Source organism: Streptomyces europaeiscabiei, assembly GCF_001550375.1.
Classification (GTDB): domain Bacteria; phylum Actinomycetota; class Actinomycetes; order Streptomycetales; family Streptomycetaceae; genus Streptomyces; species Streptomyces europaeiscabiei.
Genome location: NZ_LRTR01000883.1, coordinates 1 through 24444, shown reverse-complemented (window position 1 = coordinate 24444; position 24444 = coordinate 1). Strand labels below are relative to the sequence as shown.

The following is a 24444-nucleotide window of genomic DNA, read 5'->3' as shown; positions in this document are numbered from 1 at the left end:
GGCGGGGGCGGCGGCCTTCGGAGCCGTCTCCGTGACGTCGGCCGGTGCCGTGTCCCGTACGCGATGCCCGGCCGGTGTCAGGAAGTGGTCGTGCGGCGGACGCGGATGCCGGAAGGCCAGCCCCCGCTTCACCAGCGCCGCGAGCTGCGCCTCCGTACCCGTCAGCCGCCCGGTCACCGGCTCGGCGGCGTCCATGATCCGCCGCTGGGCGGCGGTCGGCGGTCGTGTCACGGCACCCTCCCTCACGCGAGCCGACCGTGGGTCGACCCACTCGAAGACTACGAGGAGGGTCTGACATTCCACCCAGCGACGACCGGACGCCCATGCTCCGTGCCGAGCCGGCAGACCGTGCCCGTGGCCAGCTGGAACAGTGCGCCTCCGGAGGCGGGCAGCCCGAGATAGCGGGCCGTCAGGACGCGCAGGAAGTGCCCGTGCGCCACCAGCACCACGCTCCCGTCGGTGTTCCCCAGCGCCGCGTGCGCCTTCGCCAGCATCCGGTCGGCGCGCGCCCCGACCTCCTCCGGGCTCTCCCCGGGATGCTCCGGCGGCCCGGGCGCGACCCCGTCCGTGAACAGGAACCAGTCCGGCCGGGTGCGATGGATCTCGACGGTCGTGATCCCCTCGTACCCGCCGTAGTCCCACTCGACCAGATCCGCGTCGACGCGCGCCCCGGTGAGCCCGGCCAGCTCCGCGGTCTCCCGGGCCCGCTTCAGAGGGCTCACGAAGACGGCGCCGATGCGGTGCGAGCCGAGCAGCGGGGCGAGGCCGCTCACCTGCTCACGGCCGTGGTCCGTCAGTGAGAGGTCGGTCCAGCTGGTGTGCTGACCGGACGCCGACCACTCGGTCTCACCGTGCCGCACAAGAAGAAGATCACCCATGCCTCCAGGCTACGAGCCCGCCGCACCGACGACGCCCCCACGCCTCACAGGGCACGAGCCCACCGCTCCAACTCCGTGAACTCCTCCTCCCGAAGCCCCCGGCGCGGATCGATCCGCAGCAGCAGCGCCGGCGTGTCGTGGTGCTCGGCCACATGCCGTACGTCTACGTCGGTGATCATGTCGTCGACCCAGACGAACGGCCGTCCCGCCGCCCACTCCAGAACCCGCCGGGTCTTCCAGTACAGGCCCTCCGCATCCGCGGCGAAGAGGTTGTCGAACTCGATGACCGGCAGATCGCGCGGCAGCCCGATCACCGGCCCGATCATCTCGTTGGCCTCGTGCATCCACGTCGTCGCCCACGCCAACTCGTAGGGCAGCGCGAGCAGTCGTTCCCCGTGCGCCGGATTGAGCCGGATCCGCAGGCCGCGGCGCAGCCGCCGGGATCCCGGTTTCTGTCGCGAGGACCAGTTCGAGGGGTGCACCCGGCGGGTCACATAGCCGCGCGGACGCCACCACCGGGCGCCGAAGGGGTTGAGGGGGCCGTCGACGTCGAGGAGGAGCAGCGGTCGGTCAGTCATGACAAGGAGTTACCCAGGCCGGCGTGTTCACATCTGGCCCGGCCGTCCTCGACGTGGGGCGCGGCTGGGCGGAGGAGCAAGGGCCCTGCGTGGGGGGCGCGTTGCGGGCCGGTGTCGGGGACTACTGTCGCGAGCATGGTCGAACATGACGTCCTCGGTGCCATCCGCGAGGCCTACGACGCTGCCGCCTCCACGTACGCGGAGCTGTTTCGCGACGCCTTGCGTGACAGGCCCCTGGATCGCGCGATCCTGGGCGCTTTCGCCGAGGCCGCGAAGGCGAGTGGGGACGGGCGGGTCGCGGACCTGGGGTGTGGGCCTGGCGATATCACTGCTTATCTGGATGAACTGGGGGTGACGGCGTTCGGTGTCGACGCCTCTCCCGCGATGATCGAGCTGGCTCGGCATGCCTATCCGGGTCTGCGGTTCGACGTGGGCTCGATGGCCGCGCTGAACATTGCTGACGGCCTGCTGGGCGGCCTGCTCTCCCGTTGGTCCGTCATCCACACTCCGCCGCAGGAACTCCCCGTCATCCTGGGGGAGTTCCATCGTGTGCTGGCACCTGGCGGGCACCTTCTGGTCGGCTTTTCGGCAAGTGACGATCCGTCTCACCCGACGCAGGTCTTCGACCACGCAGTCGCGCCGGCCTACCGGTGGTGGCCCGATCACCTCGCCGCGCTGCTGCGCAGGTCGGGGCTGGTCGAGGTGGCCCGAATGGTTCGTGAGCCTCAGCCCACCGACCGGAGGCAGTTCCAGGAGATTCACCTGCTCGCCCGCAAGGCCTAGGCCCAGGGCCCAGGCCGGGGCTGGGTACGAGCCCGCGCCATCGAGCCCGCGCCATCGAGCACGTGACCACATCCGACCCGCCGGCCGGGGGAGCCGTCGGGCTCCGCACGTCCGTTTCGGCTCCGGGTCGCGCACGCCGAGGTCGGCTACCGGGGGCCGGGCGACTGTCGGCCCGCCCCTCCTCCTACTGCCGGTACCCGCTCAGGAACCGCCCGATCCGGCTGATCGCCGCGTCCAGGTCGTCCGCGTACGGGAGGGTGAGGATGCGGAAGTGGTCGGGGGTGGGCCAGTTGAAGCCGGTTCCCTGGACGACCTGGATCTTCTCCCTCAGGAGCAGGTCCAGGACGAACTTCTCGTCGTCGTGGATCTTGTGGACCTTGGGGTCGAGCCGGGGGAAGGCGTAGAGGGCGCCCTTGGGCTTCACGCAGGAGACGCCGGGGATCTCGTTGAGCTTCTCCCACACCACGTTGCGCTGTTCGTGCAGGCGGCCGCCCGGCGTGGTGAGGTCGGTGATGGACTGGCGGCCGCCGAGCGCGGCCTGGATGGCGTACTGGGCGGGCGTGTTGGCGCACAGCCGCATGGAGGCCAGCATCGTCAGGCCCTCCAGGTAGTTGCGGGCGTGCTGCCTGGGGCCGGTGACGACCAGCCAGCCGGAGCGGAAGCCCGCGACGCGGTACGTCTTGGACAGCCCGCAGAACGTGAGGACGACCAGGTCGGGGGCGAGCGCGGCGGCCGAGTGGTGGACGGCGTCGTCGTACAGGATCTGGTCGTAGATCTCGTCGGCGAAGACCATCAGGCCGTGGCGGCGGGCCAGGTCGAGGATGCCCTCGATGATCTCCTTGGGGTAGACCGCGCCCGTGGGGTTGTTCGGGTTGATGATGACGACCGCCCTGGTGCGGTCGGTGATCTTCGACGCCATGTCGTCGAGGTCCGGGTACCAGTCGGCCTGCTCGTCGCAGAGGTAGTGGACCGCCTTGCCGCCGGCGAGGGTGGTCACCGCTGTCCACAGGGGGAAGTCGGGGGCGGGGATCAGGATCTCGTCGCCGTCCTCGATCAGCGCCTGTACGGCCATGGAGACCAGCTCGGAGACGCCGTTGCCGAGGAAGACGTCGTCCACGTCGACGTCGAGGCCCCGGTCCTGGTAGCGCTGGGCGACCGCGCGGCGGGCCGAGAGGATGCCGCGCGAGTCCGTGTAGCCGTGGGCCTGCGGGAGCATCCGGATCATGTCCTGGATGATCTCCTCCGGCGCCTCGAAGCCGAAGAGGGCGGGGTTACCGGTGTTGAGGCGCAGCACGCTGTGGCCCGCCTCCTCCAGTGCGTTGGCGTGCTCGATCACGGGGCCGCGGATCTCGTAACAGACCTCGCTGAGCTTGCTCGACTGCCGGAACTCCATGCGCCTAGCCCTCCGGTTCGTTGTGTTGCTTGGTTTTACCAAGTAGGCGCTTGGAAAGTCCAATGACATGTCTAGACTGCGTCCCATGTCACCTCGTCGAAGCTACGACCAGTACTGTTCCGCCGCGCGCGCGCTCGACCTCGTCGGTGACCGCTGGACCCTGCTGATCGTGCGTGAACTGCTGGCCGGGCCGCGTCGCTACACGGACCTGCACGCGGACCTGCCGGGCGTCAGCACGGACGTCCTCGCGTCGCGGCTGAAGGGCATGGAGCGGGACGGGCTGACCACGCGGCGTCGGCTGCCGCCGCCGGGGGCGGCCTATGTGTACGAACTGTGCCCGCGGGGACGGGAGTTGCTGCCGGTGCTGCAGGCGCTCGGGGCGTGGGGAGAGGGTGCGCTCGGGGAGCGGCGGGCGACGGATGCGGTACGGGCGCACTGGTTCGCGTTGCCGTTGTTGCGGGGGTTGGAGGGTGTGAGCGCGGGGAGTGCTGGGCTTGTCGAAGTCCGGTTGGAGGAGGGGGAGTTCCACGTGTGGGTGGGCGCCGGGGAGGGGTCGGTGTACGGGGAGGGGCCCGCGCCCGGGGAGGCGGATGTACGGCTGTCTCTCGACGCGGGCACCTGCGGTGCGCTCGGGCGGGGGGAGTTGGGGCTGCGGGAGGCGGTGCGGCAGGGTCTGGTCGAGGTGGTGGGGGAGGGAGCTCTCGCCAAGGAGTTGCGGGAGGCGTGAGTGAGGGGGACGTGGGGTGGGTCCTTCGTCGGCCGCGGGTCCGGTGGGGGCTGGTCGCGCAGTTCCCCGCGCCCCTGAAGGACCAGGCCCTGCGGGCCTGAAGAACACCGGCCCTGCGGGCCTGAAGGACAGTGGCCCTGCGGGCCTGAAGAACACCGGCCCTGCGGGCCTGAAGAACACCGGCCCTGCGGGCCTGAAGGGCAGCGGCCTCTGCGGGTCTGAACAACCGGTCCTGCGCGCTTGAAGGACAGTGGCCCTGCGCGCCTGACGACAGTGGCCCTGCGCGCCTGACGACAGCGGTCCTGTGGGTGTGAGGTGACGGTCCTGCGAGCCTGAGGACAATGGTCCTGTGGGGCTGAGGGCAACGGCTCTGCGGGTCTGAAAGGCAACGGCCCGGCGTGCCGAGAAGCGCGGCGCGCAGCCCCTGCTTCTCAGGGGCGCGGGGAACTGCGCGACCAGCCCCCACCGGGCCCGCGGACGGGGTCGACGCGGACGTGGCCGACAGCGCGAGAGGCCCGCCGAACCGGCATGGTTCGGCGGGCCTTTGACGAGCGATCAGGCACCCGGCGGTGGCACCCGGGTCGGTCGGCCCGCACCCCGGGTCAGGGAGTAGCCGCCGATGCCCGCCAGCGCCGCCAGGGCCGCGCCGAGCGCCGACCAGACCCAGCGGTCGCTCCACCAGCCGGAGGCCCAGCCGTCGTCGGGTTCGAGGGAGGACAGGACGGCCTCGGTGGAGGAGTCCTCGTCGTCCTCCTGGGACGAGGTGACGGCGATGCCGGGTACCAACGGCTGCGCCAGCGAGCCGTCGACGGCCGCGGCGCCGCCGATGTCCTTCGAGTCGGCCTCGACCTCGGTGTCGACGGGCAGCCCCAGGTCGGCCGTGGCCAGCCGGGTCGTGGTGAGGCGGACGTAGTACGTGCCCGGCAGCGGGTCGTCGGCCCACTGCTCCGACCAGGCGCGGACGGTGCGCAGGGTGCAGGACAGCTCGACCGAGGCCGCCCCCGCGCCGGCGGTCCGGGTCTGTGCGCCGTACTGGCAGGCCTGGCGGCGCCGCAGTCCGTCGTACACGTCGAGCTGCCAGGTGGAGGAGGACTCGGCACCCTCGGGCAGCTTGACGGCCGCCCGCACGGTGGGCCGCTGGCCGGCGTCGGCCGGGAACGACCAGTACAGGTAGTCACCGGTCGAGGCGCTCGCCGTGGCGGTCCGGCCCTGCTCGAACTCCGTGGCCGTACGGAAGGAGGTGCCCGCCTTCGTGGGCGCGTCACCGTCCTCCGAGGGGCTCGCGGAGGGGGTGGAGTCGGCGACGGCGGGGGAGACGGCGGTGCCGAGCAGCAGGAGCCCGGCCGTCATCACCTGGGCCAGTGCCCTCTTCGTAGCTCTCTTTGTACTGGTCCTCGTACGCAACACGCCTGTGATCCGCATCAGTTGGTCCTCCAGACCGCGAGCCGCCAGCGTGACAGCCAGCCCCACAGCACACCCGCCAGGAACCCGACGAGCACCAGCACACCGAGCAGCCACCAGCCGCGGCCGAGGCCGAACGAGGCCACGTCGCTCGCTGGGTCGGGCCCTTCCACGACGTCGACGGTGATTTCGAGCGGCAGACCGGGTGTGCTCTTCACACCGCTCGCCGGCGAGTAGGAGTGGGTCACCTGGAGACATACGGACTCGGCGGTGGACTCGTCCTCCTCTCCCTCGGCCTCCGCCTTGGGATAGCGCAGACCGGTCGAGATGACGTCGGTACGGCCGTTGCCGGCCGCCTCGCCGCGTACGATCTCGCGGTTCTCGGCGGTCACCGCACGCAGCAGCACGCCGTAGTCCGGGTTGACGTCACGGTCGGCCGCGACGCTCACCGAGGCGCGCAACTCCTGGCCCGGCTCGACGTCCACGCGGTACCAGCGCTGCCGGCCGAACTCCTCGCGGTCGGTGTACAGACCCGAGGTGAGGGTGGGCGCCTGCGCGCACGCCTCGGCGCCCTCGACGGCCTTCGGCACGACCACCGGGTCGGCGGCGCGGTCGACCAACTGGTTGACACGATCGGTGAGTTCGTCGCGGTGCTCGATGGAGGTGTACGTGCCGCCGGTCGCCTCGGCGATGCAGCTCAGCTGCAGGCGCATCTTGGCGTTCGGGACCAGGCCGAGTGTGTCGATGGTCAGGCCGATACCCTTCGCCGCGATCTCGCGGGCCACCTCGCACGGGTCGAGCGGGGCGCAGGTGTCCTCGCCGTCGCTGATCAGCACGATGCGCTTGGTGCCCTCGCCGCCCTCCAGGTCGTCGGCCGCCTTCAGCAGCGCGGGGCCGATCGGGGTCCAGCCGGTCGGGGCGAGCGTCGCCACCGCCGTCTTCGCCTCGGTGCGGTCCAGCGGCCCCACCGGGTAGAGCTGCGCGGTGTCCTTGCAGCCCGTCTTCCGGTCGTCGCCGGGGTAGTCGGCGCCCAGGGTGCGGATGCCGAGCTGGACCTCCTCGGGTGTGGCGTCCAGTACCTCGTTGAACGCCTGCTTCGCCGCGGCCATACGGGACTGGCCGTCGATGTCCTTGGCCCGCATCGAACCGCTGACGTCCAGCAGGAGGTTGACCTTGGGCGCGGTGGCCGTGGTCTCGTCGGCGACGGCCGTGGTCGGGACCGCGATCCCGGCCGTCAGGACGGCGAGCAGGACGAACACCCCTGCTGTCAGCCGTTGTCTTGTGATCATCGGCGGATCCTATTGATCCAAGGGGTCACGCTTCAAAACGAGACCACCTGTTCACCGGGCGGACAACGGGCCAGGGCCCCGAACCCGCCGCTCGCCGCCCGTCCCTCTCGCACCCCGCCGCTCACCGCAGCGGACTGGGTACCTCCGCCCAGATGTCGCCGGGCCGCTCCGGCGAAAGACGCATCAGCGTCAACGCCTTCGTCGGTACGGGCCCCTCCAGCAGCGTGCGGAGATCGGGGGTGTGCGGCAACTCCCGTACGGCGCCGGAGAGCGCCTCGCGCAGGACGGGTGTCGAACCGGCCGTGGCGCCGAGCGTGCCCGTGAGCAGGGCGCCGAACAGCTTGCGGCGCAGGGTGGTCTCGTCGTCCGTGATGATGCGGCCGGTCATGGCGGGGGCGGTGATGCCGTGCCGGGCGAGGCGGGCGGGGCTGACCCGGATGTCCGCGAGGTCGCGGTAGACGAGGCGGCGGGGGGCACCCGACGGGGAGAGGACCACCAGAAGGTTCTGGCCGTGCGCCTCCAGGGCCACGCCCAGGTCGAGCAGGCGGAGGGAGACCGTGAGCGCGAGCCGGGTGAATTCCGCCAGCCAGGACGGCGACCGGGGCAGCTCGGTCGTCGCGAGCGCGGCCACCGGCAGGACCCGCTCACCGGTCGCCGTGTCCGCGTACGTCTCCGGCGACTCACGCAGCACCGCCGCCAGATCGGGCGAACCGGCGGTGACCGCGCCCAGCGTCCGCGTCACGTGCAGCAGCCCGTCGGTGCGGGCGGCGACCTCCGCCATGAAGTCCGACACGATCGCCGACGTCTCGATCGAGTAGACCGAGATGTCCCGCACGGACGAGGTCAGCCGGGCGCTCAGCGCGGTCTTGACGTGCGGCCCGCCGTCCGCCAGGGCGAGGGTGCGCAGGGACATCAGCGGATGGGCCTCGATCACCTCCCCCAAGGGGCACTTGAGCACATGGGCCGCCTGCCACGGATGCACCGGGACCAGCACCCGCCCGCCGTCCCGCAACTCCGCCGGCCACTCCCCGACGACCACCGCGTCCTCCGCCGGCGCCAGCCCCAGTCGTACGACCTGCCGGTGCTCCGGCCCGTAGGCGAGCTGGTCACCTGCCGAGAATCCGGGCCGGGAACGGCAGTTGGGGTGGAAGGGATGGCCGTCGACGATCAGCTGCTCCCACCCCCAGCTGGTCACCGGTTCCTCCGCGGCCGACGGCTGATCGGCGCGGGACAGTGCCAACGAGGCCACGCTGTGGTCGAGTTCGACGGCGAAGGCGGCGCTGTGCGGAACGGCCAGGGCGGTCATGAGCCGCGCCGGACGATCGTAGGACCGCTCGTCGAACCACACCTCCTCGACGTGTGCGGCGGTTCCGTACGGGTCCACGGCCGGGCCGTGCAGCCGGCGGCCGTCGGAGAGATGGAGCGTGACCCCCTCGCCCCCGGCCGCGTCCCGGCGCACCACCCAGGGCAGCGGCTCATGGACGAGGCCCCGCCACAGCCGGGACAGTACGGCAGCTCGGGCGCCGGGCAGCGCGGCCGTGTACGGCAGCGTCAGATCGGGGCGTAGGGCGCCCAGCTCGGCGCCGAGCGCCGCCTCGGCGTCGGCGTAGGCGTCGGACAACGGGTGACGGTCCACGGACGGGCTCCTCGGGTGCGGGACGGGGCAGGGTGGTGCGGGTGCGGGTGCGGGTGCGGGTGCGGGTGCGGGTGCGGGTGCGAGTACGGCTGTCAGGGCTGGGGCTGGGGCTGGGGCGAGGCGTGGGCGGGACGGGAGCCGCATCGCCATCGACGTCGGCGTACGACCACTGCCCGCCCGCCTCCGACACGACGCATGCGGCCACGCGACGAATCGCCGTGTGGCCGCTTCGCGACGGCGGCGGCAGCGGCCCGTCCCTCCCCACCCGAACGGGACGGGGCACGGCCGATTCCCGCCGGAGCGGCGCACGACCGCTTCACGGCGGAGCCCGACGGGCAGACATACTGATCACGAGTGCACCGTAAGGAACGAATGGACCCCGTGGACGCCAACCCGCCCCGCGACGACGCCAACCCGCCCCGCGACGACGATTCGTCGCGCGACGGCATCGGCACCGCCGCTGACGCCCACGCCGCCGCACCGTTGCTCAACTGTCTTCTGCGGGAGGCGGGAGCACCGGTCGAGTCGTCGGGCGCGACCGTGGTGCACCGGCTCAAGGCCGACGGCCGCCTCCTGCGCGTACACGGCACCCGGCGTCCCACCCGCCCCGAAGTGCGCACGGCGGGCACCTGGCACCCGCTCACCCACACCGAACTCGTCAAGCTCGTCGCCGAGGAACTCCGCGCCCTCACCGGCCTGTCCAACTCCGAGCTGCCCGCCGAGATGCTCGACAGCCGCGAGGCCGTGGCGGCCATCCTGACCGCGCGCGCCCACACGCCGGCGCCCGAGGACCCGTACCGGCGCTCCGAGCAGTCCCTGATCACCGGCCACCCGTTCCACCCCGCCCCCAAGGCCCGCGGTGGCGGTCCGGCCGCCGGCTGGCTGCCGTACGCGCCCGAGGCGTACGCCCACTTCCCGCTGACCCTCCTCGGGGTCCGCGAGGACGCGGTGGTCGAGGAGGGCGACACCACCGCCCTCGACGCGCTCGGCACGGCCCCGCCCGGTTACCGGCTCCTTCCCGCCCACCCCTGGCAACTCGACCTGGTGGGCGGGGGGTTGGCCGACGCCTTCGCCGACGGCCTCCTCGTACGCCTGGGCCCGGCGGACGGTGAGGTATGGCCGACGGCGGCGATCCGCACGGTGTACGTACCCGAGGTCGCGTCCGGGATCGCGTCCGGCACCACGTCCGGGACCGCGTCCGGCACCACGTCCGGGACCGCGTCCGGCACCACGTCCGGGACCGCGTCCGGCACCACGTCCGGGACCGCGTCCGGCGCGTCCGGCACCACGTCCGGGACCGCGTCCGGCACCACGTCCGGGACCGCGTCCGGCACCACGTCCGGGACCGCGTCCGGGACCGCGTCCGAAGGCGCCGTCGCCGCCGCCTCCGACCTCTTCCTCAAGTTCAGCCTGGACGTGCGGATCACCAACGACATCCGCCGCCTGTGGCGCCACGACCTGCTCAAGCTGCGCCGGACGGACCAGGCGGTCACGGAGGCCTTCGCCGGGGCGCCGGGCGCCTGGCTGAGCGACCGCGGCTATCGCACCGCCGCCTTCGCCCTCGAGGAACTGGCGGTACTGGTCCGGGACGGCCTGCGCGGCCATGTGCCCCCCGGCACGACCCCCTTCCTCGCCGCCGCCCTCACCGAGGGCACGGGGGCGTTCCCGGGCAACCCGCTGGCCCACGCCGCCGACCCCGAGGCCTGGTGGGAGGCGTATCTGCGCGCGGTCGTACCCCCGGCTCTCACCGCCTTCCACGGCCACGGTGTCGTCCTGGAGGCCCATCTGCAGAACACCCTCATCGCCTGCGACCCCTCGGGTGCGCCCGTGCGGGCCGTCTACCGGGACGCCGAGGGCGTGAAGCTCGTCCCGGACGTGACACGCGCGGCAGGCTGGGAACGGCTGGTCTACTGCCTCTTCGTCAACAACCTCCTGGAGGTCGCGGCGGCCCTTGCCGAACACCACCCGGGGGTGGACCCCTGGCCCGCCGTACGCGAGCAGTTGGCGTGCCACGGCGAGGTGCCGGAGGTCGCCGACCTCCTCGACTCGCCCACACTGCCGGGCAAGACGAATCTGCTGCTGAGGTGGACGGGAGCGGACGGCGCGGACGCGCGGTACCTTCCGCTGCCCAACCCGATCAGACGGACGCCCGGCCGAAGCGGCCGATCGTCTGCCTGACTTGCCGCGGCCGGCGACCGGCGGCCGGTGCCCAGCGCGAAGCGACCGCGGTTCGACACGGGACCCCATCCGGGCCGACGGCTCCGTCCCCGCGGTCGTCGAAGCCGACTACCGGGGGACCTACGTCGTGAACGTGTCCACTGGGCGGCGCGGACCTGCGGCGATGCCGCTGCACATGTAGCCGGCCGCCCGCGCGGATGAGTCCTTCGGCGTCTCTCACCGGCGTGGCGGCGCGAGCGACACGAAGGCGACGGCGACCAGGCCCCGGCGGTCGAGGCCCTGCCTGACAGTGGCCCTGCCAACAGGGACCCGGCCACCGACGAGGCGAGCCGATTCCGCCTTGTGCGAGCGGCAGCCGCAGCCGGCTGCCGCTCGCCTCCTACGGCGTGTTCGGTGCCTTGCCCGCCAGATAGACGGTGTTGGTCGAGGTGCCGCCCTGCAGGGGGTTGTCGAACTCGACGACATGGGCCGCTGCTCGTGCGAAGACCTCGGTGAGTGCGGAGGTGAACAGGTCGTCGGGCGGGTCGTTGGACCACAGGGCGAACACCCCGTCGGGGTGGAGGTGCGCGGCGAGAGCGCGGAGCCCGGCGGGCTGGTAGAGCGCCGCGTGGCGCGGGTGGAGCACATGGCGGGGTGAATGGTCGACGTCCAGCAGGATGGCGTGGAAGCGACGCCCCGGCTCCTCGGGGTCCAGACCGCCGGCGTCGGCGGCCAGCGCGAAGAAGTCGCCGTGGACCAGACGGCAGCGGTCGTCCGACGTGAGCCGGGCTCCGAGGGGCACCAGGTGCCGTCGGTGCCAGTCGATGACCTCGGCGAGCGCGTCGATCACGGTCAGCGAGCGCACCCGGGGGTCGTCCAGGGCGGCCTGGGCGGTGTAGCCGAGTCCCAGTCCGCCGACGGCCACGTCCAGTTCGGTGTCCGGCAGCTCCGCCAGGGCGAGCTCGGTGAGCGCGATCTCGCCGCTGGTGAAGAGGCTGGACATCAGGAACTCGTCGCCGAGTTTCACCTCGTACACGTCGGCTCCCGAGACCGGATCGCGCCGTCGGCGCAGACTGATCTCACCGATCGGCGTCGGTTGCCAGTCGATCTCCTCCAAGCGCGGGCCCATCCGTTCACCTTTCTGACGTTCGTGGATGCACGGGGCTGTTCCCGGCGTGGCTCGACGCATGGTCCGCCGCCGTGTGGGGGCGGGGAGCTGAGGTGGTGGCCCGGTCAGGCGTCGATGATGACGGGGATGATCAGCGGCCTGCGGCGGTGAGTGCGGAAGGCCCAGTTGGCCACGGCGCGGGCGATGAGCTGTTCGAGCTGGTGGGCGTCGCCGACGCCCTCCTGGGCAGCGGTGGCCAGTGTCTTCTCGATGACGGGGATGACCGGCTCGAAGGTGGTGTCGTCGTGGACGAAGCCGCGAGCCAGGAAGTCGGGGGCCTCGGCCAGCCCGCCGGTGTCGGCGTCGACGATGGCCACGACCGTGATGACGCCCTCCTGCGCGAGGGTGACCCGGTCCTTGAGGGACGCCTCGGTGGCGCCGCCGACTTCCATACCGTCCACGTAGACGTTGCCCGCGGGCACCTTGCCGGTGATGGAGGCGCGGCCGTCGACGAGGTCGACGACGACCCCGTCCTCGGCGATGACGACGCGGTCGGGGTCGACGCCGGTGCGGATGGCGAGGTCGGCGTTGGCCCGCAGGTGACGGAACTCGCCGTGCACGGGCATGACGTTGCGAGGTCGGACGATGTTGTAGCAGTAGACGAGTTCGCCGGCGCTGGCGTGGCCGGAGACGTGCACCTTCGCGTTGCCCTTGTGGACGACGTTGGCGCCCCACCGGGTCAGGCCGTTGATCACCCGGTAGATCGCGTTCTCGTTGCCGGGGATGAGGGAGCTGGCGAGCAGGACGGTGTCGCCCTTGCCGATGCGGATCTGGTGGTCGCGGTTGGCCATCCGGGACAGGGCGGCCATCGGTTCGCCCTGGGATCCGGTGCACACCAGGGTGATCTTGTGGTCAGGGAGCTTCTCCAGCTCCTTGGTGTTCACGATCAGGTTGGACGGGACCTTGAGGTAGCCCAGATCGCGGGCGATGCCCATGTTGCGGACCATGGAGCGGCCCACGAAGGCCACCTTGCGGCCGTGCTGGTGGGCGGCGTCCAGGACCTGCTGGATGCGGTGCACGTGGCTGGCGAAGCTGGAGACGATGACCCGCCGCGGTGCGGTGCGCATCACCTGTTCGATCGCGGGGTTCAGTTCGCGTTCGGAGGTGGTGAAGCCGGGGACCTCGGCATTGGTGGAGTCGGTGAGGAACAGGTCCACGCCCTCCTCGCCGAGGCGGGCGAAGGCACGCAGATCGGTGATGCGGTCGTCAAGGGGGAACTGGTCCATCTTGAAGTCACCGGTGTGCAGCACCATCCCGGCTCCGGTGCGCAGGGCCACCGCGAGGCTGTCCGGGATGGAGTGGTTGACGGCTACGAACTCGCAGTCGAAGGGGCCGAAGCCGCGCCGGTCGCCCTCGCGCACGCGCACCGTGCGGGGCCTGATCCCGTGCTCCTTGAGCTTGGCCTCGATGAAGGCGAGGGTGAGCTTGGAGCCGACGAGGGGGATGTCCGACCGCTCCCGCAGCAGATAGGGCACGCCGCCGATGTGGTCTTCGTGGCCGTGTGTGAGGACGACGGCGACGATGTCGTCGAGGCGGTCCCGGATGGAGGTGAAGTCGGGCAGGATCACGTCCACGCCCGGCTGGTTCTCCTCGGGGAACAGCACACCGCAGTCCACGATCAGCAGCTTGCCGGCGTACTCGAACACGGTCATGTTGCGGCCGATTTCGCCCAGGCCACCCAGGGCGGTGACCCTCAGTCCTCCGTCAGGGAGCGGCGGGGCGGCTTTTAGTTCTGGGTGCGGATGGCTCATAGCCCCACGTTATCGAAGAGTGCGCCGTGCTGATCCACTGCCCGCACGGTGGACGCGAGGCGCGGTGTGCTGTCGGGCACCTCGGTGATGGCCCGGGGGAGAGACAGGTCACGGGGAAGGCGGTCGCGCCCGGGTCCGAAGCGATCGAGCGACCGGGGCACGGTGGCTCTGCACTCCGCATCATCGATCACCCTTGGTTACTATGCTCACTTCATACCGGAAGCCGGAAGCCGGAAGCCGGAAGCCGGAAGCCGGAAGCCGGAAGCCGGAAGCCGGAAGCCGGAAGCCGGGGCGGACGGCCATCGACGGACTGCTGGGGAGGCAGGGAGATCCGCATGTCGGTCCAGACCTCCCAGATCTTCCCCAGGGCTGACGACGGGCGGTTCCCGCTGTTCGGTGCCTCGAAGGTGATCATGAATTGCAAGGTCAATGGAGTGGGTGGCCTGAGAAAATGCTGAGGGAAGTCAACGCAACCCGCTACATCGAACCCCTCCGGGCGGGCGGCTCCGTCCCCGGGATCGTCGAAGCGGACGACCTGGGCACCTACGTCGTGAAGTTCACCGGCTCGGCGCAGGGGCGTAAGGCGCTGGTCGCCGAGGTGATCGTCGGTGAGCTGGCGCGGGCGCTCGGCCTGCGCTTCCCCGAACTGGTCCTCGCGCACTTCGACCCGGCGATCGCCGAGAGCGAGCCCCACCAGGAGGTGCGGGAGCTGCACGGCGCGAGCGCCGGTCTCAACCTCGGCATGGACTATCTGCCGGGCGCGAGGGACTTCACCCCGGAGGTCGCGAAGGCGTTCCGGGTGGACCCCCTCGAAGCCGGCCGGATCATCTGGCTCGACGCCCTCACGGTCAACGTCGACCGCACCGTGCACAGCTCGAACCTCATGATCTGGCCCACGCTCGGCATCGCGCCCGCGCGCCTGTGGCTGATCGACCACGGCGCTGCCCTTGTCTTCCACCACCGCTGGGACGCCTCCGACCCCACCAAGGCGTACGACTTCCGCCACCACGCCCTGGGCCACTACGCCCCCGACGTGCGCGCGGCGGACGCCGAACTCGCGCCGAGGGTGACGGAGGAACTGCTGCGGCGGATCGTCGCCGAGGTCCCGGACGCCTGGCTGCCCACCGAGGACGGTTTCACGTCGCCCGCCGAGGTCCGAGACGCCTACGTCCACTACCTCCGCGCGCGTGTGGAGGCCTCCGCCGCCTGGCTCCCCACCGACTTCCCCACCCGGGAGGAACTCGCCGCCGAGGAGGCCCTGCGTGCGGCGAAGACACAGCGAGGCCGTCCGAACTGGCTCAAACGGGTCCCTGACCTGCACGGCGAACCGGCGGCGGAACAGGATTGGTCGGTGCACCTCGGATGAGTCCCGTCGTACAGATCGAGTACTGCACCCAGTGTCGCTGGCTGCCGCGTGCGGCCTGGCTGGCGCAGGAACTGCTCACCACCTTCGAGACGGAGCTGACCGAGCTGTCGCTGAAGCCCGGCACCGGTGGCGTCTTCGTCGTCCGGGTCGACGACGAGGTGGTGTGGGACCGCCGCGACCAGGGCTTCCCCGAGCCGACGGCGGTCAAGCAGGCCGTACGCGACCGAGTGGCCCCGGGAAAGTCCCTGGGCCACTCGGACAGGGCCGCGCCGGACAAGGCCGCGCCGGACAAGGCCGCGCCGGAATAGGACAGTGGGTCAGCCCTTGAGCTGCTCGTACGCCGGGAGGGTCAGGAAGTCGGCGTAGTCCTCGTCGAGGGCGACCTGGAGGAGCAGGTCGTGGGCCTGCTGCCAGTGGCCGGCCGCGAAGGCCTCCTCGCCGATCTCGGCGCGGAGGGCGGCGAGTTCCTCGGCGGCGACCTTGCGGGCCAGCTCCGGCGTGGCCCTCTCGCCGTTCTCGAACTCGACGCCCGCGTTGATCCACTGCCAGATCTGGGAGCGGGAGATCTCGGCGGTGGCCGCGTCCTCCATGAGATTGAAGATCGCGACGGCGCCGAGCCCGCGCAGCCAGGCCTCGATGTAACGGATGCCGACCTGGACGGCGTTGACGAGACCGGGGTACGTCGGCCTGGCGTCGAGGGAGTCGACGGCGATCAGGTCGGCGGCCTTGACGTCGACGTCCTCGCGGAGGCGGTCCTTCTGATTCGGCTTGTCGCCGAGAACCGCGTCGAAGGAGGCCATCGCGATCGGGACCAGGTCGGGGTGGGCGACCCAGGAGCCGTCGAAGCCGTCGTTCGCCTCACGGTCCTTGTCGGCCTTGACCTTCTCGAACGCGACCTTGTTGACCTCCTCGTCGCGCCGCGACGGGATGAACGCGGCCATCCCGCCGATCGCGTGCGCGCCGCGCTTGTGGCAGGTGCGGACGAGGAGTTCGGTGTACGCCCGCATGAACGGGGCCGTCATCGTGACGGCGTTGCGGTCCGGGAGGACGAACTTGGCACCGCCGTCACGGAAGTTCTTCACGATGGAGAAGAGGTAGTCCCAGCGGCCCGCGTTCAACCCCGAGGCGTGGTCACGGAGTTCGTAGAGGATCTCCTCCATCTCGTACGCGGCCGTGATCGTCTCGATCAGGACGGTCGCGCGGACGGTGCCCTGCGGGATGCCCACGTAGTCCTGCGCGAAGACGAAGACCTCGTTCCAGAGGCGGGCCTCCAGGTGCGACTCCGTCTTCGGGAGGTAGAAGTACGGGCCCTTGCCGAGGTCAAGGAGCCGCTGGGCGTTGTGGAAGAAGTACAGGCCGAAGTCGACGAGCGCGCCGGGGACGGGGGTGCCGTCGGCGTCGACGAGGTGGCGCTCGTCGAGGTGCCAGCCGCGCGGGCGCATGACGACCGTCGCCAGCTCCTCGTCGGGGCCCAGGGCGTACGACTTGCCGGTGCGCTCGTCGGTGAAGTCGATGTTCCGGGTGTAGGCGTCGGCCATGTTCACCTGGCCGAGGACCACGTTCTCCCACGTCGGCGCGGAGGCGTCCTCGAAGTCCGCGAGCCAGATCCTCGCCCCGGAGTTGAGGGCGTTGATCGTCATCTTGCGGTCGGTCGGGCCGGTGATCTCGACGCGGCGGTCGTCCAGGGCCGCCGGGGAGGGGGCCACCTTCCAGGAGTCGTCGGCGCGGATCGCGGCGGTCTCCGGGAGGAAGTCGAGTGTGGAGGTGCGGGCGATCTCGGCGCGACGCTCGGCGCGGCGGGCCAGCAGTTCGTCACGCCGCGGCGTGAACCGGCGGTGCAGCTCGGCCACGAAGGCGAGGGCGGCGGGGTCGAGGACCTCGTCCTGGCGGGGCAGGGGCTCGGCGTCGACGATGGCCAGCGGGGACGGCGCTGGTGCGGACATGAGCTGTCACTTCCTTCAGCGGGCGTGGCACCGGGTGTCGGTCGACCCGGGTCGGGCAGTGAACACCCTCGGATGAGTCGGGCGCTTCTGAGCAGTGGATACTAGTTTCCTCATGGTGGAAGTTCAATGTTTTGTTGATGTCGAGATTCTTTGGGGCGAGGCAGGGTGGCGCCGGGTGTCACCCCGTTCACTCCAGGTGGGCGAGGTCGGCCTCGGTGTCGATGTCGTACGGCCGTGCCACGTCCCCGCATTCGACGAGCGTGATCGCTTCGCTGTGGGCCCTCAGGTAGGCGCGCGCCCCTCGGTCGCCGGTGGCGGTCGTGGCGATCTCCGCCCAGTGGTCGGCGCCGAAGAGGACGGGGTGTCCCCGCACGCCGTCGTACGCGGCTGCCGTGAGCGAACCGCTCGACCGGTACGCGGCGAGGACGCGGGCCACCGCCTCCGGGCCGATGCCCGGCTGGTCGACGAGCGAGACCAGGACGGCGTCGGCACCCGTCCCGGTCAACGACTGCAGTCCGGCCCGCAGCGACGAGCCCATGCCCTCGGCCCACTCCGGGTTGTCCACCAGTACGCAGCCGGGTAGTTCGGCCCGGGCGCGTACGGTCGCGGCCTCGGCGCCGAGGACCACATGGATCCGGGCGCAGCCGCCCGCCCGCAGCACCTGGACCGCGTGTTCGACCAAGGGGCGGCCGCGGTGGGTCAGTAGGGCCTTGGGCCGGCCGCCGAGGCGCCGCCCGCCCCCGGCGGCCAGCAGCAGCCCGACGACGTCGCCCCTGCCGGCCGTCGCGTCAGGGGCTGTGGGCCGGGCCGCGTTCCGGGTTGGGTTCCGGGCCTCGTGGTACGTCATGTCCCCTGCATACCCGACCCGGCGTGGATGGCTGGTGAAGTCGGACGGGCCGGGCGTCGGCTTTGTGGTGCCCGGGGACTGAATTTCGTTCCCCGTAGTGGCGTTCGCCACACGGTTGGCGTTTACTGGCCCGCGCCACCCCCGGCGCCCGACCGACGCCACCGGGTGGCGGGCCGTGCCCGGGCGCACGGCCGTGACTCGCGCACGACGGAGTGGGCGAGAGGGGGGAGAGGGCTGTGTTGCGGAGCTTGGGGCAGAGGCCAGTGACCGGCAGTGACGAGGATCCGAAAGTGGCGGGGTTGCGCTCGGCCGTGTCCCGGTTGCGTCGTGAACTGGCCGTACACCCGGCGGAGTTCCCCGACCGCGGGATCGCGGAGGACGAGCTGGCGGCGCTTGCGGCGATGGCTGTCACCGGTATGCCCGAGGTTCCGCGGTTGCGGCGGTCCCTGTTGCTGATCGCGGGGTCCATCGGGTCGGTGAGTGCGTTGGCCAGGGGTCTGGCGGACGTTCGTACGGCGGTGGAGCTGTTCGGGGAGCCGCCGCGGCGCTGAGTGCGGCTTCTTCGCCCCCGCCGCCCCAGCCCGTACCTGCCCGTACCTGCCCGTACCTGCCCGTCCCATTCTCAAGGGGGCGGTTCCCCTCTGCCCCCGGGCGCGGGTACGCCGTGGTTGCTCGCACCGTTCCCCGCGCAGTTCCCCACGCCCCCGAAAAGCGGGGCTGCGTCCCGTGCTTCTCGGGGCGTGCCCGTTCATCCGCAGCCGGGCACCGGGCCCCTCAGTTTCCCGGCGTCGAACTCGCCAACGCCTCCGACAGTTCCACCGCCACCTGCTGCAGCACCGGCACGATGCGTTCCGTCGCCGTCTCGGTGACCCTGCCTGCCGGGCCGGAGATGGAAATGGCCGCGGCGGTGGGGGAGTTGGGGACGGAGACGGCGAGGCAGCGGACGCCGATCTCCTGTTCGTTGTCGTCGACCGCGTAGCCGAGGGCACGTACGTCGTGGAGGGCGGCGAGGAAGCCGTCGGGGGTGGTGATCGTCTTGTCCGTGGCGGCCGGCATGCCCGTGCGGGCCAACAGGGCGCGGACCTCGTCGGCCGGGAAGTCGGCGAGGAGGGCCTTGCCGACGCCGGTGGAGTGGGGCAGCACCCGGCGGCCCACCTCGGTGAACATCCGCATGGAGTGCTTGGACGGCACCTGGGCGACGTACACGATCTCGTCGCCGTCGAGGAGCGCCATGTTCGCCGTCTCGCCGGTCTCCTCCACGAGGCGCGCGAGGTAGGGGCGCGCCCAGGTGCCGAGCAGCCGGGACGCGGACTCGCCGAGGCGGATCAGACGCGGGCCGAGGGCGTACCGCCGGTTGGACTGCTGGCGCACGTATCCGCAGACGACCAGTGTCCGCATCAGCCGGTGGATGGTCGGCAGCGGCAGCCCGCTGCTCGCGGACAGCTCGCTGAGGCCCACCTCGCCCCCCGCGTCCGCCATCCGCTCCAGCAGATCGAAGGCGCGCTCGAGGGACTGGACACCGCCGGAGGACGACTTGGGGGAGTCGGTCGTGTGGGCGCTGGCGCTGGACGTCGGCACGGGCGCGGTCCTTTCGGATGGCAGGGGAGGTCGCAGCCTACCGGGCAGTTCATTGACTACTCGCTTGCGCGTCACTACGTTCTGCTCAGTGGAAGTCTAATTCCGTCTTGTGAAAACATCCAGAGTGGATGGGGTGGGGGCACAGTGGAGGGGTGTGCCCTTGACGGGGTGCGGGCGGGGGTGAAAACTCCTTCAACAGAACGTTGAATTCCGTTACGCGGAAGTAAATACCGTTACGCGGAAGTGAACAGCGGTACGGCGAGAGGGGTCCCGGTGTCCGAGGCTGAACTGGTGTTGCGCTCGACGCGCGTCATCACCCCCGACGGATCGCGCCCCGCCGCGGTCACCGTCGCGGACGGCACGATCACGGCCGTACTCCCGTACGACGCCGACGTACCGTCCGGCGCCCGTCTGGAGGACCTCGGCGACCACGTCCTGCTGCCAGGCCTCGTCGACACCCATGTGCACGTGAACGACCCCGGCCGCACGCACTGGGAGGGCTTCTGGACCGCCACGCGCGCCGCGGCGGCCGGCGGCATCACCACCCTCGTCGACATGCCGCTCAACTCCCTCCCACCGACCACGACGGTCGACCATCTCCGCACCAAACGCGAGGTCGCCGCCGACAAGGCCCACATCGACGTCGGCTTCTGGGGCGGTGCCCTGCCCGCCAACGTCAAGGACCTGCGTCCCCTGCGCGACGCCGGGGTCTTCGGCTTCAAGGCGTTCCTGTCGCCGTCGGGCGTGGACGAGTTCCCGCACCTCGACCAGGACGGACTCGCCCGGTCCCTGGCCGAGATCGCCGGCTTCGGCGGACTCCTCATCGTCCACGCCGAGGACCCGCACCACCTCGACGCGGCCCCGCAGCAGGGCGGCCCCAGGTACGCCGACTTCCTCGCATCCCGCCCGCGCGACGCCGAGGACACCGCCATCGCGACCCTCATCGCCGAGGCACGGCGGCTCGACGCGCGCGTCCACGTCCTCCACCTCTCCTCCAGCGACGCGCTCCCGCTGATCGCCGAGGCCAAGCGGGACGGCGTACGCATCACCGTCGAGACGTGCCCGCACTACCTCACTCTCACCGCCGAGGAAGTCCCGGACGGGGCGAGCGAGTTCAAGTGCTGCCCGCCCATCCGGGAGTCCGCCAACCAGGACCTCCTCTGGCAGGCCCTCGCGGACGGCACGATCGACTGTGTGGTCACCGACCACTCCCCGTCGACGGCCGACCTGAAGACCGACGACTTCGCCACCGCCTGGGGCGGCATCTCCGGCCTGCAGCTGAGCCTCGCGGCGGTCTGGACGGAGGCCCGCAGGCGCGGCCACGGACTGGAGGACGTGGTCCGCTGGATGTCGTCACGCACGGCCGAACTGGTCGGCCTGGACGACCGCAAGGGCGCCATCGAGGCGGGCCGCGACGCCGACTTCGCCGTCCTCGCCCCGGACGAGACCTTCACCGTCGACCCGGCCGCACTGCACCACCGCAACCGCGTCACCGCGTACGCCGGCAGAACCCTGTACGGCGTGGTCAGGTCCACCTGGCTGCGCGGCGAACGCATCGTCGTGGACGGCGAGTTCACCGCCCCGAAGGGACAACTGCTCACCCGGACCCCCTGATCCACCCTCCGCACCCGCAGCGGCCGACAACCGAAAGGCAGACCTGATCATCGTGACGGCGCAGCAGCACTCCCCGTTGGCGAGCTTCACCGGCGACGCGAGCCCGTACGGCGGCGGTGACCCGTACGCGGACTACCGCACCGCCGGCTTTCCCTTCACCCGGTACGCGGACCTCGCCGACCGCAGGCTCGGTGCCGGTGTGGTCGCAGCCAACGACGAGTTCTTCGCCCAGCGCGAGAACCTGCTGGTGCCCGAACGCGCCGAGTTCGACCCCGAGCACTTCGGGCACAAGGGCAAGATCATGGACGGCTGGGAGACGCGGCGCCGCCGGGGCGCCTCGGCCGACCACCCCTGGCCGACGGCCGACGACCACGACTGGGCCCTGATCCGTCTCGGCGCGCCCGGCGTGATCCGCGGGATCGTCGTCGACACGGCCCACTTCCGCGGCAACTACCCGCAGGCGGTCTCCGTCGAGGGCGCGTCCGTGTCCGGTTCCCCGTCGCCGGAGGAACTGCTCGCCGACGACGTGAAGTGGACGACCCTCGTCCCACGCACCCCGGTCGGCGGCCACGCGGCGAACGGCTTCCAGGTCTCCGTCGAGCAGCGCTTCACCCATCTCCGCCTGAACCAGCACCCCGACGGCGGCATCGCCCGCCTCCGCGTGTACGGCGAGGTCGTGCCGGACCCGGCCTGGCTGGCGGCCCTCGGCACCTTCGACGTGGTCGCCCTGGAGAACGGCGGCCGGGCCGAGGACGCCTCCAACCTCTTCTACTCACCCGCCACCAACACCATCCAGCCCGGCCGCGCCCGGGTGATGCACGAGTGCTGGGAGACCCGCCGCCGCCGCGACCAGGGCAACGACTGGATCCGCTACCGCCTGGCCGCCCAGTCCGAGATCCGGGCCCTGGAGATCGACACGGCGTACCTCAAGGGCAACGCGGCCGGCTGGGCCACGGTCTCGGTGAAGGACGGCGACGACGGCGACTGGACCGAGATCCTCCCCCGCACCCGTCTCCAGCCCGACACCACCCACCGCTTCGTCCTCGACGCCCCGGTCGTGGCCACCCATGGCCGTGTCGACATCTACCCCGACGGCGGCATCTCCCGTCTGCGCCTCTTCGGCTCACTGACGCAAGAGGGCGAGACCCGCCTGTCGGCCCGCCACCAGGAACTGGGCGGCTAGGAGATCAAGGGGCGCAGCCCCTCGCATGCCGGGGCGCGGGGGGCTGCGCGACAAGCTACGACACTCCGGCACGGATGCACGCACGCGGGCCGCCCCGCACCCCCCGGGCGGGGGCTGGGGGGCAGCCCCCAGAGGCAGTCCGGGGGGCGAAGGGGCAGTGCTCCTGGGGGACGGGCAGGACGGGCAGGACGGGCAGGACGGGTAGGGGCGGCTGGGGCGCTCCCCTCACGCCGCATGCCCCCCGTCCACCGAGAACTCCGCCCCGGTCACATACTCCGCCCCCGCCAGATACACCACCATCGACGCCACCTCCGCAGCCGTCCCGAACCTCCCCAGCGCGGTCATCCCCGCCTGCCCCGCCGCATACGGCCCAGCCGCCGGATTCATGTCCGTGTCCGTCGGCCCCGGATGCACGACGTTCGCGGTGATCCCCCGCCCACCCAGCTCCCTGGCCAGCGCCTTCGTCAACCCGACCAGCGCCGACTTGCTCATCGCGTACAGCGTCCCGCCGGGACCGGGCACCCGCTGCGTCATACACGTCCCCACGGTGATGATCCGACCGCCGCGTCCCATCCGGGCCGCGGCTGCCTGGGACGCCAGGAAGACACCCCGCACGTTCACGGCGAGCACCCGGTCCACGTCGGCGAGCGGCAGGCTCTCCAGCGGCCCCAGCACCCCGACACCGACGTTGTTCACGAGCACGTCCAGCCGCCCGCCCAGCGCCTCGGCCGCCAGGCGCACCGCGCCCGCCGCCTCCTCGGGGTCCCCGGAGTCCGCGCGCAGGGCCACTCCCCGCCGCCCGAGCGCCTCCACGGCCCGTACGACCTCCTCGGCCCCCTCCTTGCCGCGCATGTACGTGACGGCCACGTCCGCGCCGTCCCGGGCCAGCCGCACCGCCGTGGCGGCACCGATGCCACGGCTGCCGCCGGTCACGAGCGCGACCTTGCCGTCGAGAGGCCGATCGCCCCGCGAAAGGCTGCCGCCGTTCGACGGGCCGCCGTCGTTCAGATCTCCGTTTGATTCAGTCATGCCCCCATCCCACTTCCCACCCCGCCCGACCGCTGGCGGCGAACGGACGTCGAGGTCCCACCCGGAGTGTTCCGCGGCCCCGGATCCTCGGCCCACCGATGAGTTGCGGGCACCACCGGGGTCTGCCCTGATGACAAAAGAGCTCACGGACAACGGACCCACAGGACAACGCCCCCTCGGCCGGACAACGGCCCCGCCCCCGCGCATCGAAAGCAGGCATTCACCATGGGCAAGCTCTCCCTCACCTCCTTCGTCACCCTCGACGGCGTCCACCAGGCACCCGGCGGCCCCAACGAGGACCGCCGCGACGGCTTCGAGCACGGCGGCTGGAGCGTCCCGTACGGGGACGAGGACTTCGGACGGTTCATCGACGGAGTCTTCGGCCGCGTCGGCGCCTTCCTGCTGGGCCGCAGGACGTACGAGATCTTCGCCGCCCACTGGCCGAAGGTCACCGACCCGGCGGATCCGGTCGCGGAGAAGCTCAACTCCCTGCCCAAGTACGTCGTTTCGAACACCCTCACCAATCCCGAATGGAACGACACGACCGTGCTCTCGGGTGACCTCGCCAAGGAGGTCGCCGCCCTCAAGGAGCGCACCGACGACGAGGTGCAGGTCCACGGCAGCGGAGACCTCGCGAGGTCGTTGCTCGCCCTCGACCTGGTCGACACCCTGCACCTGCTGACGTTCCCGGTCGTCCTCGGCGCGGGCCGCCGCCTCTTCGCCGAGGGCGCTCTCCCGACAGCGTTCCGCCATGCCGGGGGCAGCATCACGAGCACCGGCGTCTCGATCCAGTCCTACGAGCGCGTGGGTCGCCCCGAGTACGGCACGTACGAACTCCCGGAGAACGCCTGACCTGCGCCGGGCTGCCCGCGGTCGACGCGTGTGAAGATCGCGGGTGCCCTCGTGAACACCGGTCGACTCCCCGAAGACCTAGCGGACGCGCCGGGAAAATCATGGAAATTGTCATTGACATGTCACTGTCTACGCGCGTCATCATGGGGCCATGCGATTCCCCCCACGAGCAACACATGCACGAGCAACACACATCGGAGCGGCAGCCGCCCTCCTGTCCGCCCTCCGAGCCGGCGGCACCGTCGCCGCCGGCCCGCAGGGCGCCGCCACG

At 71.5% G+C, this 24444-nt stretch carries 21 protein-coding genes and 1 pseudogene; 9 read left to right on the top strand and 13 right to left on the bottom strand.

Annotated elements, in window-relative coordinates:
• From AWZ10_RS45065 to AWZ10_RS45055, 3 genes and pseudogenes are all read right to left on the bottom strand, one after another.
• A pseudogene (locus AWZ10_RS45065) lies at positions 1 to 231 on the bottom strand (hypothetical protein); the annotation flags it as partial.
• 47 nt (positions 232 to 278) lie between these two features.
• Positions 279 to 878: a histidine phosphatase family protein gene (locus AWZ10_RS45060; RefSeq protein ID WP_060894117.1), complete on the bottom strand. Its 600-nt coding sequence runs from the start codon at positions 876 to 878 to the stop codon at positions 279 to 281.
• Between the two features lie 44 nt (positions 879 to 922).
• Positions 923 to 1456 carry an HAD domain-containing protein gene (locus AWZ10_RS45055; protein WP_046708613.1) on the bottom strand — a complete coding sequence of 178 codons (534 nt, stop codon included), beginning with the start codon at positions 1454 to 1456 and terminating at the stop codon, positions 923 to 925.
• Positions 1457 to 1591: 135 nt separating this feature from the next.
• Here AWZ10_RS45055 and AWZ10_RS45050 point away from each other — a divergent pair, with 135 nt between their 5' ends.
• On the top strand, positions 1592 to 2239 hold the full coding sequence (locus tag AWZ10_RS45050) for a class I SAM-dependent methyltransferase (RefSeq protein ID WP_060894118.1): 648 nt from the start codon (positions 1592 to 1594) through the stop codon (positions 2237 to 2239).
• A gap of 184 nt (positions 2240 to 2423) precedes the next feature.
• Here the strand turns inward: AWZ10_RS45050 and AWZ10_RS45045 are convergent, their stop codons facing one another.
• Positions 2424 to 3632 (bottom strand): pyridoxal phosphate-dependent aminotransferase, encoded by a 1209-nt coding sequence (locus AWZ10_RS45045; protein WP_060894116.1) that lies wholly within the window; start codon positions 3630 to 3632, stop codon positions 2424 to 2426.
• Between the two features lie 85 nt (positions 3633 to 3717).
• Between AWZ10_RS45045 and AWZ10_RS45040 the strand changes: the two genes are divergently transcribed.
• Positions 3718 to 4359 carry a winged helix-turn-helix transcriptional regulator gene (locus AWZ10_RS45040; RefSeq protein ID WP_060894115.1) on the top strand — a complete coding sequence of 214 codons (642 nt, stop codon included), beginning with the start codon at positions 3718 to 3720 and terminating at the stop codon, positions 4357 to 4359.
• Positions 4360 to 4914: 555 nt separating this feature from the next.
• On the opposite strand, the gene AWZ10_RS45035 is transcribed toward AWZ10_RS45040, so the two are convergent.
• The 3 genes from AWZ10_RS45035 to AWZ10_RS45025 all read right to left on the bottom strand — a co-directional run bounded on the left by AWZ10_RS45035 (position 4915) and on the right by AWZ10_RS45025 (position 8685).
• On the bottom strand, positions 4915 to 5709 hold the full coding sequence (locus AWZ10_RS45035; RefSeq protein WP_060894114.1) for a hypothetical protein: 795 nt from the start codon (positions 5707 to 5709) through the stop codon (positions 4915 to 4917).
• 71 nt (positions 5710 to 5780) lie between these two features.
• Entirely contained in the window at positions 5781 to 7049 is a 1269-nt protein-coding gene (locus AWZ10_RS45030) for a VWA domain-containing protein (protein WP_107084711.1), read from the bottom strand.
• A gap of 121 nt (positions 7050 to 7170) precedes the next feature.
• On the bottom strand, positions 7171 to 8685 hold the full coding sequence (locus AWZ10_RS45025; RefSeq protein ID WP_060894113.1) for an IucA/IucC family protein: 1515 nt from the start codon (positions 8683 to 8685) through the stop codon (positions 7171 to 7173).
• Between the two features lie 372 nt (positions 8686 to 9057).
• Between AWZ10_RS45025 and AWZ10_RS54860 the strand changes: the two genes are divergently transcribed.
• Positions 9058 to 10863, top strand: coding sequence for an IucA/IucC family protein (locus tag AWZ10_RS54860; protein WP_060894112.1), 1806 nt, complete (start codon positions 9058 to 9060; stop codon positions 10861 to 10863).
• A 379-nt stretch (positions 10864 to 11242) separates the two neighbouring features.
• Here AWZ10_RS54860 and AWZ10_RS45015 read toward each other — a convergent pair whose 3' ends face one another.
• Entirely contained in the window at positions 11243 to 11971 is a 729-nt protein-coding gene (locus tag AWZ10_RS45015) for a polyamine aminopropyltransferase (RefSeq protein WP_046708012.1), read from the bottom strand.
• Positions 11972 to 12075: 104 nt separating this feature from the next.
• Positions 12076 to 13761: a ribonuclease J gene (locus AWZ10_RS45010; protein WP_046708011.1), complete on the bottom strand. Its 1686-nt coding sequence runs from the start codon at positions 13759 to 13761 to the stop codon at positions 12076 to 12078.
• Between the two features lie 451 nt (positions 13762 to 14212).
• Here AWZ10_RS45010 and AWZ10_RS45000 point away from each other — a divergent pair, with 451 nt between their 5' ends.
• Both AWZ10_RS45000 and AWZ10_RS44995 read left to right on the top strand, forming a co-directional pair.
• Positions 14213 to 15127 (top strand): HipA family kinase, encoded by a 915-nt coding sequence (locus tag AWZ10_RS45000; protein WP_046708010.1) that lies wholly within the window; start codon positions 14213 to 14215, stop codon positions 15125 to 15127.
• Positions 15124 to 15435 (top strand): Rdx family protein, encoded by a 312-nt coding sequence (locus tag AWZ10_RS44995; RefSeq protein WP_046708009.1) that lies wholly within the window; start codon positions 15124 to 15126, stop codon positions 15433 to 15435. The genes AWZ10_RS45000 and AWZ10_RS44995 overlap by 4 nt, the downstream gene beginning before the upstream one ends.
• 9 nt (positions 15436 to 15444) lie before the next feature.
• Here AWZ10_RS44995 and aceB read toward each other — a convergent pair whose 3' ends face one another.
• Both aceB and AWZ10_RS44985 read right to left on the bottom strand, forming a co-directional pair.
• Positions 15445 to 17070 (bottom strand): malate synthase A, encoded by a 1626-nt coding sequence (gene aceB / locus AWZ10_RS44990; RefSeq protein ID WP_060894110.1) that lies wholly within the window; start codon positions 17068 to 17070, stop codon positions 15445 to 15447.
• 187 nt (positions 17071 to 17257) lie between these two features.
• Positions 17258 to 17917: a nucleotidyltransferase family protein gene (locus tag AWZ10_RS44985; RefSeq protein ID WP_060894109.1), complete on the bottom strand. Its 660-nt coding sequence runs from the start codon at positions 17915 to 17917 to the stop codon at positions 17258 to 17260.
• A gap of 236 nt (positions 17918 to 18153) precedes the next feature.
• On the opposite strand from AWZ10_RS44985, the gene AWZ10_RS44980 reads away from it, so the two are divergent.
• On the top strand, positions 18154 to 18468 hold the full coding sequence (locus tag AWZ10_RS44980) for a DUF5955 family protein (protein WP_046708014.1): 315 nt from the start codon (positions 18154 to 18156) through the stop codon (positions 18466 to 18468).
• 223 nt (positions 18469 to 18691) lie between these two features.
• On the opposite strand, the gene AWZ10_RS44975 is transcribed toward AWZ10_RS44980, so the two are convergent.
• Complete coding sequence (locus tag AWZ10_RS44975) at positions 18692 to 19495, bottom strand: IclR family transcriptional regulator (protein ID WP_046708006.1); 804 nt, start codon at positions 19493 to 19495, stop codon at positions 18692 to 18694.
• Between the two features lie 273 nt (positions 19496 to 19768).
• On the opposite strand from AWZ10_RS44975, the gene allB reads away from it, so the two are divergent.
• Together allB and alc are read left to right on the top strand one after the other, a co-directional pair.
• A complete protein-coding gene (gene allB / locus AWZ10_RS44970; protein ID WP_060894108.1) occupies positions 19769 to 21109 on the top strand; it encodes an allantoinase AllB in 1341 nt (446 codons plus the stop codon).
• A 52-nt stretch (positions 21110 to 21161) separates the two neighbouring features.
• Positions 21162 to 22292, top strand: a complete 1131-nt coding sequence (alc, locus tag AWZ10_RS44965; protein WP_060894107.1) for an allantoicase — start codon at positions 21162 to 21164, stop codon at positions 22290 to 22292.
• A 225-nt stretch (positions 22293 to 22517) separates the two neighbouring features.
• Here alc and AWZ10_RS44960 read toward each other — a convergent pair whose 3' ends face one another.
• A complete protein-coding gene (locus tag AWZ10_RS44960) occupies positions 22518 to 23321 on the bottom strand; it encodes an SDR family oxidoreductase (protein ID WP_060894106.1) in 804 nt (267 codons plus the stop codon).
• 225 nt (positions 23322 to 23546) lie between these two features.
• Between AWZ10_RS44960 and AWZ10_RS44955 the strand changes: the two genes are divergently transcribed.
• On the top strand, positions 23547 to 24173 hold the full coding sequence (locus AWZ10_RS44955) for a dihydrofolate reductase family protein (RefSeq protein ID WP_046709458.1): 627 nt from the start codon (positions 23547 to 23549) through the stop codon (positions 24171 to 24173).
• Positions 24174 to 24444 lie beyond the last annotated feature (271 nt).

Excerpts from the sequence above, each read along its gene's own strand:
- AWZ10_RS45060 (WP_060894117.1), bottom strand. The coding sequence starts at position 878 with ATGGGTGATCTTCTTCTTGTGCGGCACGGTGAGACCGAGTGGTCGGCG.
- AWZ10_RS45055 (WP_046708613.1), bottom strand. The coding sequence starts at position 1,456 with ATGACTGACCGACCGCTGCTCCTCCTCGACGTCGACGGCCCCCTCAAC.
- AWZ10_RS45050 (WP_060894118.1), top strand. The coding sequence starts at position 1,592 with ATGGTCGAACATGACGTCCTCGGTGCCATCCGCGAGGCCTACGACGCT.
- AWZ10_RS45045 (WP_060894116.1), bottom strand. The coding sequence starts at position 3,632 with ATGGAGTTCCGGCAGTCGAGCAAGCTCAGCGAGGTCTGTTACGAGATC.
- AWZ10_RS45040 (WP_060894115.1), top strand. The coding sequence starts at position 3,718 with ATGTCACCTCGTCGAAGCTACGACCAGTACTGTTCCGCCGCGCGCGCG.
- AWZ10_RS45035 (WP_060894114.1), bottom strand. The coding sequence starts at position 5,709 with ATGACGGCCGGGCTCCTGCTGCTCGGCACCGCCGTCTCCCCCGCCGTC.
- AWZ10_RS45030 (WP_107084711.1), bottom strand. The coding sequence starts at position 7,049 with ATGATCACAAGACAACGGCTGACAGCAGGGGTGTTCGTCCTGCTCGCC.
- AWZ10_RS54860 (WP_060894112.1), top strand. The coding sequence starts at position 9,058 with ATGGACCCCGTGGACGCCAACCCGCCCCGCGACGACGCCAACCCGCCC.
- AWZ10_RS45015 (WP_046708012.1), bottom strand. The coding sequence starts at position 11,971 with ATGGGCCCGCGCTTGGAGGAGATCGACTGGCAACCGACGCCGATCGGT.
- AWZ10_RS45010 (WP_046708011.1), bottom strand. The coding sequence starts at position 13,761 with ATGAGCCATCCGCACCCAGAACTAAAAGCCGCCCCGCCGCTCCCTGAC.
- AWZ10_RS45000 (WP_046708010.1), top strand. The coding sequence starts at position 14,213 with ATGCTGAGGGAAGTCAACGCAACCCGCTACATCGAACCCCTCCGGGCG.
- AWZ10_RS44995 (WP_046708009.1), top strand. The coding sequence starts at position 15,124 with ATGAGTCCCGTCGTACAGATCGAGTACTGCACCCAGTGTCGCTGGCTG.
- aceB (WP_060894110.1), bottom strand. The coding sequence starts at position 17,070 with ATGTCCGCACCAGCGCCGTCCCCGCTGGCCATCGTCGACGCCGAGCCC.
- AWZ10_RS44985 (WP_060894109.1), bottom strand. The coding sequence starts at position 17,917 with ATGACGTACCACGAGGCCCGGAACCCAACCCGGAACGCGGCCCGGCCC.
- AWZ10_RS44960 (WP_060894106.1), bottom strand. The coding sequence starts at position 23,321 with ATGACTGAATCAAACGGAGATCTGAACGACGGCGGCCCGTCGAACGGC.
- AWZ10_RS44955 (WP_046709458.1), top strand. The coding sequence starts at position 23,547 with ATGGGCAAGCTCTCCCTCACCTCCTTCGTCACCCTCGACGGCGTCCAC.